The sequence below is a fragment of the Proteus penneri genome (assembly GCF_022369495.1).
Taxonomy (GTDB): Bacteria; Pseudomonadota; Gammaproteobacteria; order Enterobacterales; family Enterobacteriaceae; genus Proteus; species Proteus penneri.
Genome location: NZ_CP059690.1, coordinates 1,359,031 through 1,372,736, shown reverse-complemented (window position 1 = coordinate 1,372,736; position 13,706 = coordinate 1,359,031). Strand labels below are relative to the sequence as shown.

Annotated in this window: 14 protein-coding genes; 9 read left to right on the top strand and 5 right to left on the bottom strand. The window is 36.6% G+C overall.

Features of this window, described 5'->3' with window-relative positions:
- The first annotated feature begins 41 nt into the window (after positions 1-41).
- The 5 genes from dhaT to H1225_RS06280 all read left to right on the top strand — a co-directional run bounded on the left by dhaT (position 42) and on the right by H1225_RS06280 (position 3,327).
- Positions 42-1,205, top strand: coding sequence for a 1,3-propanediol dehydrogenase (gene dhaT / locus H1225_RS06300; RefSeq protein WP_161671553.1), 1,164 nt, complete (start codon positions 42-44; stop codon positions 1,203-1,205).
- Between the two features lie 148 nt (positions 1,206-1,353).
- The gene (gene osmB / locus H1225_RS06295) at positions 1,354-1,575 is read left to right on the top strand and encodes an osmotically-inducible lipoprotein OsmB (RefSeq protein WP_006536908.1); all 222 of its coding nucleotides are present in this window, start codon (positions 1,354-1,356) and stop codon (positions 1,573-1,575) included.
- 254 nt (positions 1,576-1,829) lie between these two features.
- Positions 1,830-2,579 carry a bifunctional NADP-dependent 3-hydroxy acid dehydrogenase/3-hydroxypropionate dehydrogenase YdfG gene (gene ydfG / locus H1225_RS06290; RefSeq protein ID WP_072063902.1) on the top strand — a complete coding sequence of 250 codons (750 nt, stop codon included), beginning with the start codon at positions 1,830-1,832 and terminating at the stop codon, positions 2,577-2,579.
- A gap of 139 nt (positions 2,580-2,718) precedes the next feature.
- Positions 2,719-3,036, top strand: coding sequence for a DUF1283 family protein (locus H1225_RS06285; RefSeq protein WP_229096555.1), 318 nt, complete (start codon positions 2,719-2,721; stop codon positions 3,034-3,036).
- 54 nt (positions 3,037-3,090) lie between these two features.
- A complete protein-coding gene (locus H1225_RS06280) occupies positions 3,091-3,327 on the top strand; it encodes a DUF1161 domain-containing protein (protein ID WP_006536912.1) in 237 nt (78 codons plus the stop codon).
- A gap of 268 nt (positions 3,328-3,595) precedes the next feature.
- Here H1225_RS06280 and bioD read toward each other — a convergent pair whose 3' ends face one another.
- From bioD to H1225_RS06265, 3 genes are all read right to left on the bottom strand, one after another.
- Positions 3,596-4,267 (bottom strand): dethiobiotin synthase, encoded by a 672-nt coding sequence (bioD, locus tag H1225_RS06275; protein WP_072063901.1) that lies wholly within the window; start codon positions 4,265-4,267, stop codon positions 3,596-3,598.
- 196 nt (positions 4,268-4,463) lie between these two features.
- Positions 4,464-5,675: a sugar metabolism global transcriptional regulator Mlc gene (mlc, locus tag H1225_RS06270; RefSeq protein ID WP_109400398.1), complete on the bottom strand. Its 1,212-nt coding sequence runs from the start codon at positions 5,673-5,675 to the stop codon at positions 4,464-4,466.
- Positions 5,676-5,803: 128 nt separating this feature from the next.
- Entirely contained in the window at positions 5,804-6,718 is a 915-nt protein-coding gene (locus H1225_RS06265; RefSeq protein ID WP_006536916.1) for a LysR family transcriptional regulator, read from the bottom strand.
- Positions 6,719-6,843: 125 nt separating this feature from the next.
- On the opposite strand from H1225_RS06265, the gene H1225_RS06260 reads away from it, so the two are divergent.
- The 3 genes from H1225_RS06260 (at position 6,844) to tus (ending at position 9,514) form a co-directional block, all read left to right on the top strand.
- Complete coding sequence (locus tag H1225_RS06260) at positions 6,844-8,127, top strand: MFS transporter (protein ID WP_109400397.1); 1,284 nt, start codon at positions 6,844-6,846, stop codon at positions 8,125-8,127.
- Positions 8,128-8,237: 110 nt separating this feature from the next.
- Complete coding sequence (locus tag H1225_RS06255; RefSeq protein WP_202608158.1) at positions 8,238-8,408, top strand: hypothetical protein; 171 nt, start codon at positions 8,238-8,240, stop codon at positions 8,406-8,408.
- Positions 8,409-8,584: 176 nt separating this feature from the next.
- Positions 8,585-9,514, top strand: a complete 930-nt coding sequence (gene tus, locus H1225_RS06250) for a DNA replication terminus site-binding protein (RefSeq protein ID WP_161723834.1) — start codon at positions 8,585-8,587, stop codon at positions 9,512-9,514.
- An 8-nt stretch (positions 9,515-9,522) separates the two neighbouring features.
- On the opposite strand, the gene H1225_RS06245 is transcribed toward tus, so the two are convergent.
- Both H1225_RS06245 and fumC read right to left on the bottom strand, forming a co-directional pair.
- On the bottom strand, positions 9,523-9,876 hold the full coding sequence (locus H1225_RS06245; protein ID WP_115065329.1) for a hypothetical protein: 354 nt from the start codon (positions 9,874-9,876) through the stop codon (positions 9,523-9,525).
- A 75-nt stretch (positions 9,877-9,951) separates the two neighbouring features.
- Positions 9,952-11,349: a class II fumarate hydratase gene (fumC, locus tag H1225_RS06240; protein ID WP_006536921.1), complete on the bottom strand. Its 1,398-nt coding sequence runs from the start codon at positions 11,347-11,349 to the stop codon at positions 9,952-9,954.
- 580 nt (positions 11,350-11,929) lie between these two features.
- On the opposite strand from fumC, the gene H1225_RS06235 reads away from it, so the two are divergent.
- On the top strand, positions 11,930-13,621 hold the full coding sequence (locus tag H1225_RS06235; RefSeq protein WP_161748198.1) for a YdgA family protein: 1,692 nt from the start codon (positions 11,930-11,932) through the stop codon (positions 13,619-13,621).
- Positions 13,622-13,706 lie beyond the last annotated feature (85 nt).

Genomic DNA, 13,706 nt, shown 5'->3' with positions numbered 1-13,706 from the left:
TTAATTTATTTTAATAATAATCTGATATTGGAAGGTTTATCATGAGCTATCGTATATTTGATTACTTGGTACCGAATGTTAACTTTTTTGGTCCTGGTGCTATCTCTGTTGTTGGCGAACGTTGCAAATTATTAGGCGGTAAAAAAGCCCTATTGGTGACAGATAAAGGCCTACGAGCGATAAAAGATGGTGCCGTAGATAAAACTATCAGTTATCTAAAAGAAGCGGGTATTGATGTTGCCGTATTTGATGGTACTGAACCTAATCCCAAAGACACGAATGTGCTTGAAGGCCTTGCAATGTTCCGCAAAGAACAATGCGACATGATAATTACAGTGGGAGGTGGCAGTCCACACGACTGTGGTAAAGGTATCGGTATTGCAGCCACTCATGAAGGTGACCTTTATAATTATGCCGGTATTGAAACACTAACAAACCCACTTCCACCGATTATTGCAGTGAATACAACTGCTGGTACAGCAAGTGAAGTCACTCGCCACTGTGTTCTGACCAATACAAAAACTAAAGTTAAATTTGTTATTGTGAGTTGGCGTAACCTCCCTTCTGTTTCTATTAACGATCCATTGCTGATGATTGGCAAACCCGCCGGACTGACTGCAGCAACAGGTATGGATGCGCTAACTCATGCGGTTGAAGCTTATATTTCTAAAGATGCTAACCCTGTCACTGATGCTTCAGCTATTCAAGCTATCCGTTTGATTTCTCGGAATTTACGCCAAGCCGTAGCCTTGGGGACAAACCTAAAAGCTCGTGAAAATATGGCTTATGCTTCTCTTTTAGCAGGAATGGCATTTAATAACGCTAACCTTGGTTACGTGCATGCAATGGCTCACCAATTAGGTGGCTTATATGATATGCCTCATGGTGTGGCCAATGCCGTATTACTCCCACATGTATTACGTTATAACCTGATCGCGAATCCAGAAAAATTTGCTGATATTGCTGAATTTATGGGGGAAAATGTCGCAGGTTTATCCGTCATGGATGCAGCTGAACGTGCTATTGCGGCTATCGCTCGCCTCTCTGCGGATATCGGTATTCCGCAACATTTAGGTGAGTTGGGTGTGAAAGAATCTGATTTCCCATATATGGCGGAAATGGCACTTAAAGACGGTAATGCATTCTCTAATCCTCGTAAAGGTAATGAAAAAGAGATCATTGAAATTTTCCGTCAAGCATTCTAATTTTTTAAAAGAAACACCAATAAACATTAACCCACTATAATGTGGGTTAATTTAAGAATTTTCTCTCCGTTGTTCCCGAATATTCCGATCCTAGTATAAATACGATAGGTTTATTTTTATATTGTCCTTTATATCGGAGTTTATAAAAATGAATATCACGTTAAAAAAGATTGGAACACTGTGTGTCGCTTCTGTTCTGCTTTTTTCACTTGCGGGCTGTTCTAGCATGACAAAACGCGACCGTAATACAGCAATTGGCGCTGGCGCAGGTGCTATCGGTGGTGCTATTTTAACAGATGGTAGCGCATTAGGTACCATTGGCGGTGGTGTCTTAGGTGGCGTTATTGGCCATCAAGTCGGTAAAAAATAACTGACATTGCCTTATTCAACTAGGCTGGGTTTTTCTCAATAAACCCAGTCTCCGAGTCGTTAATTGCCCTATCTTCCCCTTCTTATATTGCAGTTTAAAACAAAAATCTTATTTATTATTAAAGATAAAAATCTTTCATATAAGAAAACGAGCTGATTTTTAGCCTGATTTATCTCAAAGCCGCGTTTTAAACTTGACTCTTTCTAGTGATAGCCTTTTACTTTCAATTATTATAACTATTGAGGGGAAATTAAATGATTATTTTTATCACGGGTGCTTCTGCTGGCTTTGGTGAAGCCATTGCTCGTCATTTTATCAGCCATGGACATAAAGTTATTGGTACTGCTCGTCGTTTGGATAAACTTAATAGCTTACATAAAGAGCTAGGTGAACAATTTTATCCATTGCAGTTAGATGTTACTGATAAAAAAGCCGTTAGTGAGATTTTCAAGCAATTACCTGAAAAATGGCATGAAATTGATGTATTAGTCAATAATGCTGGCTTAGCCTTAGGTTTAAATACCGCTGATAAAGCAAGCCTTGATGACTGGGATACAATGATCGAGACAAACAATAAAGGTTTAGTTCATGTCACTCGTGCTATTCTTCCTTTTATGGTCGAAAGAAACAAAGGTCATGTTATTAATATCAGCTCAACAGCAGCGTCTTGGCCTTATCTAGGTGGTAATGTTTATGGCGCCACTAAAGCCTTTGTTAAGCAATTTAGTTTAGGATTACGTGCTGATCTCCAAGGTAAAAAAGTCCGCGTGACCGATATTGAGCCGGGACTGGTCGGTGGTACAGAATTTTCATTAATTCGTTTTAAAGGTGATAATGATAAAGTTGAACAGACTTATGCTAATGCAAATGCGTTAACACCTGAAGATGTGGCTGAAGCGGTATATTGGACAGCAACATTACCTGCTCATGTGAATATCAATACGCTAGAAATGATGCCAGTGAGTCAGTCATTTGCAGGGTTAAGTGTCCATCGTCAAAATTAAACACACTGAAAACACATTTTTTATTAAGGTATCAGCTATAATTATTAAGATATAATCGTCATTGAGAGTAATAGCTACATAACTTTAGAGGATAGCAACCATGATAAACACACTAACTAAGAAACAAGCCATCAGAACCATGATGTTCTCTTTATTTCTTGGTTTATCAGTGTCTTCTTTTTCTTCTGTTGCCGCTTCGACTAATGTAACCATTAATGGCGATGGCTATGACAATGTTTTAGATAAAGAACAAGCTCGACAAATGAAAGAAGATTGGGATCAAAAGCGTGAACTTCGTACCCAAATCAATCAGCGGGAAAAAATCGAATTTAATAAAGTAGATAAAGCCATTGATGAGCGAGATGCTTGTCTGAAAAGCACAAATATCTATGCATATTGGGAATCAGAAACGCGTCGTTGTTTAGACAGTAATACTGGTCGCCCTGTTAACCCGTAAGTAAATAGTGTAAAACAGTGATGTTTTTGCCCGCTAAAACAAGGAGAGAATAATATGAAAAAATATGTATTTGCTGTAATGACCGCACTGGTTGCGTTTGTACCTTTAGCTGCGAATGCAGGTTGTGATGAAGTCGTTGAGTCTATTCAACAAAAAATCATTAATAATGGTGTGCCAGCCGCTAACTTTACTTTAACTGTCGTTGAAAACGACCAAGTAGCACAAACAGAAGGTAAAGTTGTCGGAACTTGTGAAAATGATAGCAAGAAAATCATCTATACCCGTCATTAATCTATAGTTAATAAAATCTTGTGATTAAAAAAGGGCGCAATATTAGCGCCCTTTCTCTTTGTCACTATTTATCAACATGTTATCTAATTCATTCTATATTATTTAGCCTTAACTTTATGTGTCATTTTTATCATTAGCTATATTTGAGACTAAATCAGAAAAAACAAAAACACCCAATGAATTTACTCATCAGGCGCTTAAAAGTAACAAGTTTGGTATCGTTTAAAAACTGATAGCAATCCACTTGATTACTTATTTATCTTCTCTCTTAAGCAGGTACCGCGATTTCTAACTGACTTAAATCGAGGTAACAAGAGAGATCACGTTCTTCAGGACGTAACAAATACGGGATTTCACCAATCAACGGTGCAGGAATATGCTGAGACAGCCTTTCCACAATTTTCGCGTAATAAGGTAATCCTGGATTTATTCTGTTCGCAACCCAACCTACTAATTTTACACCATCATTAATAATAGATTGCGCAGTTAATATTGAGTGATTGACACAGCCTGGTTGAATACCAACAACCAAAACGACTGGGATTTGTTCTTTCACCACCCAATCAGAATAAAAGGTATTATCATCAAGTAAATAACGCCAACCACCATTACCCTCGATAACAACACACTCTGCTTTTTTACTTAAATTGTCGAGTTCATTTGAAATTTTATTAAAATCAATTTCATTTTCACTAATATAACAATTATCAAGCAAAATAGGATTAATTTCGTCGTAGCGAACTTCAACTGGCGATGAATTATGAATAATCATAGCATCACGATTACGTTCACCTTCAGCCGTTTCATGCAATTCTGTTGCAATAGGCTTATAACCCACTGCCGTTGACCCGCCACGATTTATTGACTGAAGAAGTGCTCGGGTTACAACAGTTTTACCCACGTTGGTATCTGTCCCCGTAACAAAAAAGCGTGTTAACATATAATTTACTTCCGTTATGACAGATAAATCAGGTTCATAAAAAATGACAGAGATTAGAGTTTAGGGTAACACTGTTTCTGGTGGCTTGAGATAGCTCAATTTTTTAGTTAATTGGTCGAAAATAGAGAATTCGTTAATGATCAATTGGGGTATTTACGCTTGCAAAACACTTCTGTTACGATTTTTTACACTTCATTTAGCCTTGCATCAATTCAATTAACAAAGAACCATTGTACAGGGCCTCTTTCACTAATGAGGCCGCTGGTAAAGTACCTTTGTTTCTTAATTCTGTTTCTTCAATAGTTAAAGACTGAGCATAACGTGGCATGACATGCTGTTGAATTTGGTTCAAGATCAAAGGAAAAAGAATAGATTTAGCGCGACAAAGCGGTGAACCTATTAATATTTTTTGTGGATTAAAGATATTAATCATCACAGCCAAAATAAAACCTAATCGCTGAGCGACTAAATTAACAATTTCTAGCGCTGATTTATCGCCAACTAATATTGCATCACACAATGTCTCAACAGTAATAGGATATTTGTTTAGCAACGAAGTGGGATCTTCTTGTGCTAATAATTGAGCTTTCTTAATTAATTGAGGTATAGCAATTTCGGTTTCTAAACATCCCTTCGCCCCACAATAGCAACTATTTTCAGAGTCGATGACTTTAGTGTGTCCAATTTCAACCGCACTGTGACTGTGAGAATGTAATGTTTTTCCATTGCTTATCACGCCAGCACCAACAATATCATCGATAACAATTTGTAGAACGTCTAAATTGTTTTTTGCCGCACCATATAAATATTCGGCCATTGTCCATGCGGTTACGCTGTGCTGTAAAAATACAGAGACACCTGTTTTTTCATGGATTTTATCAGCAAGTGGTATGTCTTTAATATCATAATAAGGCGAGCTATAAATAACACCACTAATGGGATCAACAATGGCATTCATTGTAATGCTAATGGCCGTCAGTCTTTCAACATGAGATTGATAACGTTCAAAGAATTTATCAATTGCAACTAAAAAGTGATTAAGAAAATCATCGCTATATTCTTTGGGAAAATCAAACGTATCTTCAGTAACCAGTTTGCTGTCTAATTCTCTTAAACTAAAAAGCAAATTACCTTTATTGACGCGGATACAGAGAAATTGCCAGCCCTGACTTTCTAATTTTAATCCAACTGCAGGTCTGCCACGAAATCCTACATCTGGAAACTCCGTTTCATGAATAAGATGCGCTTCAACTAATTCTCGCGTGATCTTAGTAATACTTGCTGGTGCAAGCTCTGCCTTTTTCGACAATGAAATACGCGAAATGGGACCATGTTCATCAATCAAACGAAAGACTGTGCCAAGATTAAATTGTTTTACGTGATCGATGTGGCTAGGTTGGTTCCCCATTGAATGCTTCCTTAATTAAAGAGCCATAATTAATTCGAGGCTCCAAATAATTCATTACCGATTATGTCGTCAATTTGTGATAATTGTACAATACTTACATAAAAATCGTGATCAAAAACACAGATAAATCAAGATTTTTGGTGATCTAGGATATTTTTTAGCAGTAATTGCGTTAATCGATTCGCCGCTGCGGGTATAGCACGTTTATTATGTGAAACTAACCAAACTTCAGAGAACGCTTGAGAATTGGCAAAATGTAGATAATGCACCCCATCAACTTTCATTCGCGTAAATGATTTTGTCACAATGGAAATACCAAGCCCAGCGGCAACTAATCCTAAAATCGTCATGGCTTCACCCGCTTCTTGTGCAATAGTTGGCGTAATTCCTGACAGACTAAGTAGTTGAATGATCTCATCATAAAGTGCTGTACCGACATCTCTTTCAAAGAAAACAAAAGGATATTGTCCAATATCGTGAATATTGACTCCCGTTTCTTTGTAAGCAAGCAGAGGATGCCCTTCATAAACCGCCAAAATAAAAGGCTCACGAAATAATAGCTGGTGGTGCAAATTTTCGGGTAATGTCGTGTTTCGCATGATCCCAAGATCAATACGCCCAGTCAGTAACGGTGATATCTGTTGTTTTGTATTCATTTGATGCATATGAATACCGACCTCTGGGTAATTTTCTCTAAACTGCCGCAAACTTAAGGTGACTAAATGCATAAAAGGCGTTGTTGAAGTAAAACCAATTGAAATCTCACCTAACTCACCCTTTTCCATTCTAGCGGCGCGCGTTGTGGCTGCGTTAACCTGCGCCATTATTTGATATGACTCTTTTAAAAACATTTGTCCTGCGGGTGTTAACGAAACAGAACGGTTAGTTCGTTCTAAGAGTCTAGCGCCGATTTCACTTTCAAGTGCTTGTATTTGTTGGCTCAGCGGTGGTTGCGAAATATTTAATCTTTCGGCTGCTTTGCCAAAGTGAAGCTCTTCTGCAACAGCAATAAAATAACGTAAATGCCTAAGTTCAATATTCATATTTTTCTCATATTATTATTGATACTTTAAAAGTCTTATTTCTAATAATTAATATATTAGACAAAAAAATCAAATATTTTTAACATTGACATAAATCAAATTTAAGTAATGGAAGTTTAATCAATATGGACACTCACGAAATAGACAGTAAAAGTATGAGCTTAGGCACTGATATTTCAGACAATACATCAAGTATAGAAAAGCCTGCTCATCGCCAATCTAATCCTAAACACTATATTCAGCGTGATGATGCACTGTACATAAAAGTGACAGTGTCATTTTTTATGGTCGGTTTAGCGACATTCGCTTTACTCTATTTTGTGCAACCCATATTGCCAGTGCTATCTAACGAATTTTCTATTAGTCCAGCAACCAGTAGTCTAGCGCTCTCACTTTCAACCGCTTTAATGGCATGTGGTTTATTAATCACCGGACCACTTTCAGACGCTTTTGGGCGTAAAAATGTTATGGTTATCGCACTGTTTTGTGCCGCATTTTTTACATTATTAAGTGCAACCATGAATAGCTGGACAGGTATTTTAATTACGCGAGCTTTAGTTGGACTGTCATTAAGTGGTGTTGCTGCGGTGGCAATGACTTATTTAAGCGAAGAGATCCATCCGGCCTACTTAGCTCTATCAATGGGGTTATATATTAGTGGCAACTCTATTGGTGGGATGAGTGGTCGTGTCATTACTGGGGTATTAAGTGATTATTATTCTTGGCGTCTATCTGTCGTTATTCTCGGTATTTTTGCCCTTTTTGCTGCGATTACTTTCTGGAAGATATTACCTGCTTCACAGCACTTTAGACCGACAGCATTAAAGCCTCGTAATCTTCTTATTACCACTAAATTGCATTTTAGAGATAAAGGGCTGCCTTTGTTATTTATTGAAGGTGGTTTATTAATGGGCGGTTTTGTTACTTTATTTAACTATATTGGCTATCGTTTATTAGATGCACCTTATTCATTAAGTCAAACCACAGTAGGGCTGATTTCTATCGTCTATTTAAGTGGTACTTATAGCGCATCTAAGGCGGGTTTATTAACCACTAAATACGGTTTAGGCAAGGTCTTTATTGCAGGCATTTCAATGATGTTAATTGGCATATTGATTACCTTAATTGAATCACTGCCCGTTATTTTTATTGGGATGCTTATCTTAACAACAGGTTTCTTTGCGGCACATGCTGTCGCAAGTAGTTGGGTTGGTCGTCGTGCAAAACGAGGACGAGCCCAAGCCTCTTCCCTTTATCTTTTTACTTACTACGCAGGCTCTAGTCTTGCAGGTACCGTAGGTGGATTATTCTGGGTGAGTTTCGGTTGGCTTGGTGTAGGATTATTTATCGCCATTTTAATGTTAACAGCCTTATTAATAGCATTACACTTAAACAAAGTTGCCCAATAAATTTATTGATAATGAATAAAGTGCAAAAGCAGATTAATACGGTTTAATGTTGTCGATTTTGCACTCCTTTCTTAAGGTATAAACTTATTCTTTAAGAAGGAACAATGATTATGTCTATTATAAAACTATCCTTTACTCTGTCATTTCTTTTTTTTACCTCTCTTACGAGTACGTTTGCAGAACACTGTCCACCAACAAAACCAGATTGTGATGTTACTCATGATCCATTAGCACGACAGAGTGAAAAACAGACCGTTTTTGATTTAAAAACCATCAAATAATCTCTTTTTAGGAAAAACACCATCCTAATATGCCCTTTTTACGGTATACTGTATAAATAAACAGTATACCGTATTTTTGGCATTTATCTCTATTAAGCAATGTATTTTCTTCTGAAGCTGATGTATTGTTTTAAATAAAGACTAATTGTATGTTGTAACTAAATAAGGATATGAAAGTGAACAAATATGATTTAATCGAGCAATTTAACCGTTGCTTTAAATTGTTAGAAACAGAGATTGAGGCTTTGTCGACTTCGCTTAGAAAGCTGACTTTATTACCTTCTGCTGTATTTGAATTACCCGATGTGAGTAAAGAAGAAGAACATGATGAAATTGCTTATGTTACAGTGTCACCAAGCTACAACGAAGATGCATTGAATCTTACCTTAAAACTTATTGCCAACCTGTTTATTTATGATAATGCCCCACATATCAGTAGTAAACGCGCTATTCGTTTACCTGGTGTGCTTTGCTTTAGTACCAATAACCAAACATTTAAATCTGTAAAAAAACAAGTTGAGCAAATTAATTTATTAAAAAAACAGCTTTCTGATATTGTTACTAAAGAGTCAGGTATATCGAAAGAAGAACGCTTTGATTTCGTCCATAATCAATTAAAAGGCTTAATTACGCTCAATGCTTATCGTACCCTCACCCTGCTATCTGATCCAGATACTGTTCGTTTTGGTTGGGCGAATAAGAATATTATTAAAAATTTAACGCGTAATGAGGTATTAGCTCAATTAGAAAAAAGCCGTGAGGCTAATCGTGCCGTTCCACCTTATACCAGTGAACAATGGGCTGAACGTCTGGACAAAGAGATCATCACCCTTTCCCAATTACCTGAAAATGCAAAATTAAAGATAAAGCGCCCCGTAAAAGTACAACCTATTGCGCGCGTTTGGTATTCAGAACTTCAAAAACAAGTGCAATATGCATGCCCCTTGCCTTTATTAGCTTTCTATATTGATAAAGAGAACGATTTTAAACCGATTATTGGCGAACTACCTGATTATGATGCCGATAACATTCAAATTCGCCATCGCCCTAAAGCTAAAAAGCTACAATTAATTATTCCAAGAATGCATTTGTATCTTGAAAAGTAGAGGATGTCTTATTTTTCAATAAGTTTAATTGAGCTTCCTTGAAGAATTTGCTGAAGATAATCATTAAGCTGAATAAAGTGATTGTCTTCAATATCTAAATAGATTGTTATTACCACATTGTTTTTTAATGTAAGGGTAATATTTTTTCGATCAAGAGTAATTTTTACGAGCGTATTAATGGCTTCAATATCAGATAAATGAGTCATTAAACCAATTGAATTATCTATATCTTCTTCATCAAATCTTGAAAGGATAATGAAATGATCAGGAGAAACTACATCATCCCCTATTCCAATAATGGTGACATCATCTTCGACATAGCAATTCACTTCTGTCGCTGTAAACCTAATTTCTTCAATCATTATTTTTCCTATAAGATCTAAAAATCCCGCCATGATAGCGGGATTTAATATCGGTTAAATAAGTGTGTTTAACACTTATTTTTTCATGCTACCAACCATATCTTCTGGACGTACCCAGCTATCGAATTCTTCCGATGTCAGGTAATTCAGTTTCAATGCAGATTCTTTTAGCGTTAAGCCTTCTTTATGCGCTTTCTTCGCAATTTCAGCGGCTTTATCGTAACCAATATGAGTATTTAACGCAGTAACTAACATTAATGATTCGTGCAGTAGTTTATTGATACGTTCACGGTTTGGCTCAATGCCAATTGCACAGTGCTCATTGAAACTACGCATACCATCAGCCAGTAAACGCACTGATTGTAAGAAATTATCAATGATCATTGGACGATAAACGTTCAGTTCAAAGTTACCCGATGCACCACCAATATTAATTGCAACATCATTACCCATTACTTGAGCACATAACATTGTTAATGCTTCACATTGTGTTGGGTTAACTTTGCCTGGCATGATTGAACTACCGGGTTCGTTTTCTGGGATCGAGATTTCACCAATACCACAACGAGGGCCAGAAGCTAACCAACGTACGTCATTAGCAATCTTCATTAATGATGCCGCTAAACCTTTTAATGCACCATGAGCATGAACTAATGCATCACAAGTTGCTAATGCTTCAAATTTATTAGGTGCTGTTACAAAAGGCTGACCTGATAATTCAGCGATGCGCTTAGCAACACGCACAGCATATTCTGGATGGGTATTTAATCCCGTACCTACTGCTGTACCACCTAGCGCTAATTCACAAACATGAGGAACTGAGTCATCGATATGTTTGATGCTATGTTCAAGCATAGCAGCCCAACCAGAGATCTCTTGGCCTAATGTCAGGGGTGTCGCATCTTGCAGGTGAGTACGACCAATTTTAACGATGTCATGGAAAGCTTCTGCTTTCTCTTTGAATACTTTCAGCAGTGATTTTAATTCTGGCAATAAATCCTGACGTAATGCAATAACAGCAGCGACATGCATGGCAGTTGGAAACACATCATTTGAACTTTGACTTTTATTAACATCATCATTCGGATGGATTTTGCGCTCCATGCCACGGATACCACCAAGTATCTCACTACCACGGTTAGCTAACACTTCATTCATATTCATGTTTGATTGAGTGCCAGAACCGGTCTGCCAGATTGCTAATGGGAATTCAGTTGGGTGTTTACCTGCAAGCACTTCGTCTGCAGCTGCGATAATTGCATCAGCACGCTCTTTGGGTAATAAACCTAAATCCATGTTAACACCTGCGGCTGCTTTCTTCGTGAGAGCAAGCGCATGGATAAGTGCAACAGGCATTTTTTCAACTGAAATACGGAAGTGTTCAAGAGAACGCTGCGTTTGAGCTCCCCATAACTGGTCAGCTGGTACTTCGATTTGTCCCATTGAGTCTTTTTCAATGCGAGTGGCTGCCATTTCAATCTCCTTAAGTACACAGAATAATTGATTAATTCCGAATCACTTTCTAGTAAATAACTCGGATACCAGTATCATGCCATAAACAGAATAATAAATATGAGAGCTAAAGCGAGCTTATGAAATTTATAACAGAATGAAATCTGTTGATTTTTTGGGAAAAGTACGATTAGCAATCTTATTTTATTGTCAATGTTATTATTTAAGCTTTCATATTTATATCCATACTTATTATGAGCCTTTATTATTCATCATAAATAGAATTACATCACAATTAAATATTGTCCAAATCGAAAAATGAGTAAAAAAAGAGAGTTTTAATGATTATTTGAATTATCTTATAAATCATATCCATTTTGCTTTAAACTCATTATGTTAGCGAGTAACTAAGTAAGTTCTGATTGCGATTTTATTCCACTAAATCTATATTTACAGTTAATATAGGTGGCGATGTATATATGTGGATTATCTATATTTAAATTTAGTAAAATTTATCACCAATTTATCGGGTTGTTTAAGGGTTACAAAACAGCCTTTATAACGTACATCGCCAGATGTACACAGAGGATGGACTAGAATTATGAAGAAATCGCTTGTCGCTGTTGGTGTTATCGTCGCACTAGGTGTTGTTTGGACTGGTGCGTCGTGGTACATGGGCAGCAAAATTGAAAGTCGCTTACAGGAAGAAACGAAACTAGCAAATGTCCAACTAGCGCAACTTGCTAAAAATGCACAATTTGGCGCTGATATTAAACTTGAAATTCGTGACTATAAAAAAGGGGTATTCACCTCTAATGCAGACTTTGCTGTCGTGATTTCAAAAGATGCTAGTGAAATTGTTGAAGACCAGGATAAAAAAGTAGAAGAGATTATCTTCACTACTGATATTGATCACGGTCCATTCCCTCTTTCTGATTTGGCTAGATTTAATTTAGTACCAAAATTAGCGGCCATGAATAATACGTTGGTCAACAATGATACAACTAAAGAATTATTCAAGCTGACTAAAGATAAATCTCTTTTTAATATCCATACATCTTTAGCTTTTGATGGTGCAGTATCAGGTGAAGCTAAACTAAATCCTATCGATTTCGCTGAAAACGGTGGCACAGTTAAAACAACACCATTAACAATTGAATTCTCATCAGATAAAACTGCAACCAACTTCACTACCGCCGTAAAAGGTGATCAAGTTGTTGTCACTAAAGATGGTGAAGAAACTTTCACAATTAAAAATATTGCAGGTTCTGTTGCTGGAACTAAAGTTAACAACGATCAATATTTATTTAATGAGCAGTTATTAAGTTTTGCTGAAATTACACATACCAGCAAAGAAAAAGCATCGGATTTCTCACTGAAAGATTTTTCTCTGACAACCAAAAGTGATATCAAAGATAAGCTTTTTAACATTTCTCAAACTTATTACTTTAAGTCACTGAATGTTGCAGGACTAGAATTTGGTGCTGGTAAATTTGGCTATTCAATTGATAAAGCTGATCCAGATGCAATGTTGTTATTAACCAAAGTTTATAACAACTCATTATTGCCATGGAATAAAAATCATTTCGACAATTCTGAAATGGTTGAACAAGCCGTTCGTGATGTTCTAGAAAAAGGCTTAGTTTTCCGTATTGATGAAGCTTCTTTAACCAATAAAAGTGGTGCAAGTAAGTTAACCTTTAACTTAGACTTAAATGCTTTTAACGTTAAAACATTAGAAAACCAAGAGAAATCACCAGCAGAGTTATTTAACTATCTGTTTAAAAACATCGATTTCAATATTGATTTATCTCTTCCAATGTTAGCTGAATTCCGTAACACCACTCAATATCTTGATGCTGCTCGTTACCAAGAAACCGCATTGACAGATGAAGAGAAAAAAGAGATCGAAGCAGCAACAGCAACAGATATTGAACAATTAAAAACTGAATTACAGCAAAATATCAACCAAATTTCTCAAGATGAGAAAGATGCATTACCTCTGATGCTACTTGCACAAGATGGTAAAGCATTAAGCATGAAACTGAACTATGCGGCAGATAAATTTACCATGAATGGTAAAACTTATACTTTTGATGAGTTTATGGAAGTAACCCAAGCTCCACAAATGTTAGGTTTAGCAGCTATGTTATTCGGTATGGGCGCATCATCTTATGATTACGATGATTCTGATTATTCAGAAGAAGGTTATCAAGAAGAAATGACAGAAGATCCAGCCATTATCGAAGAACAAGATATTTTAATTCCTGAGCAACCTGAACAAGCTCAATAATTAACTTTTTGTTAGAACGGTCAGTCGTTAAAACAATAAATACCCCATTTGTGAATAACATAATGGGGTATTTTTTTAACATCGT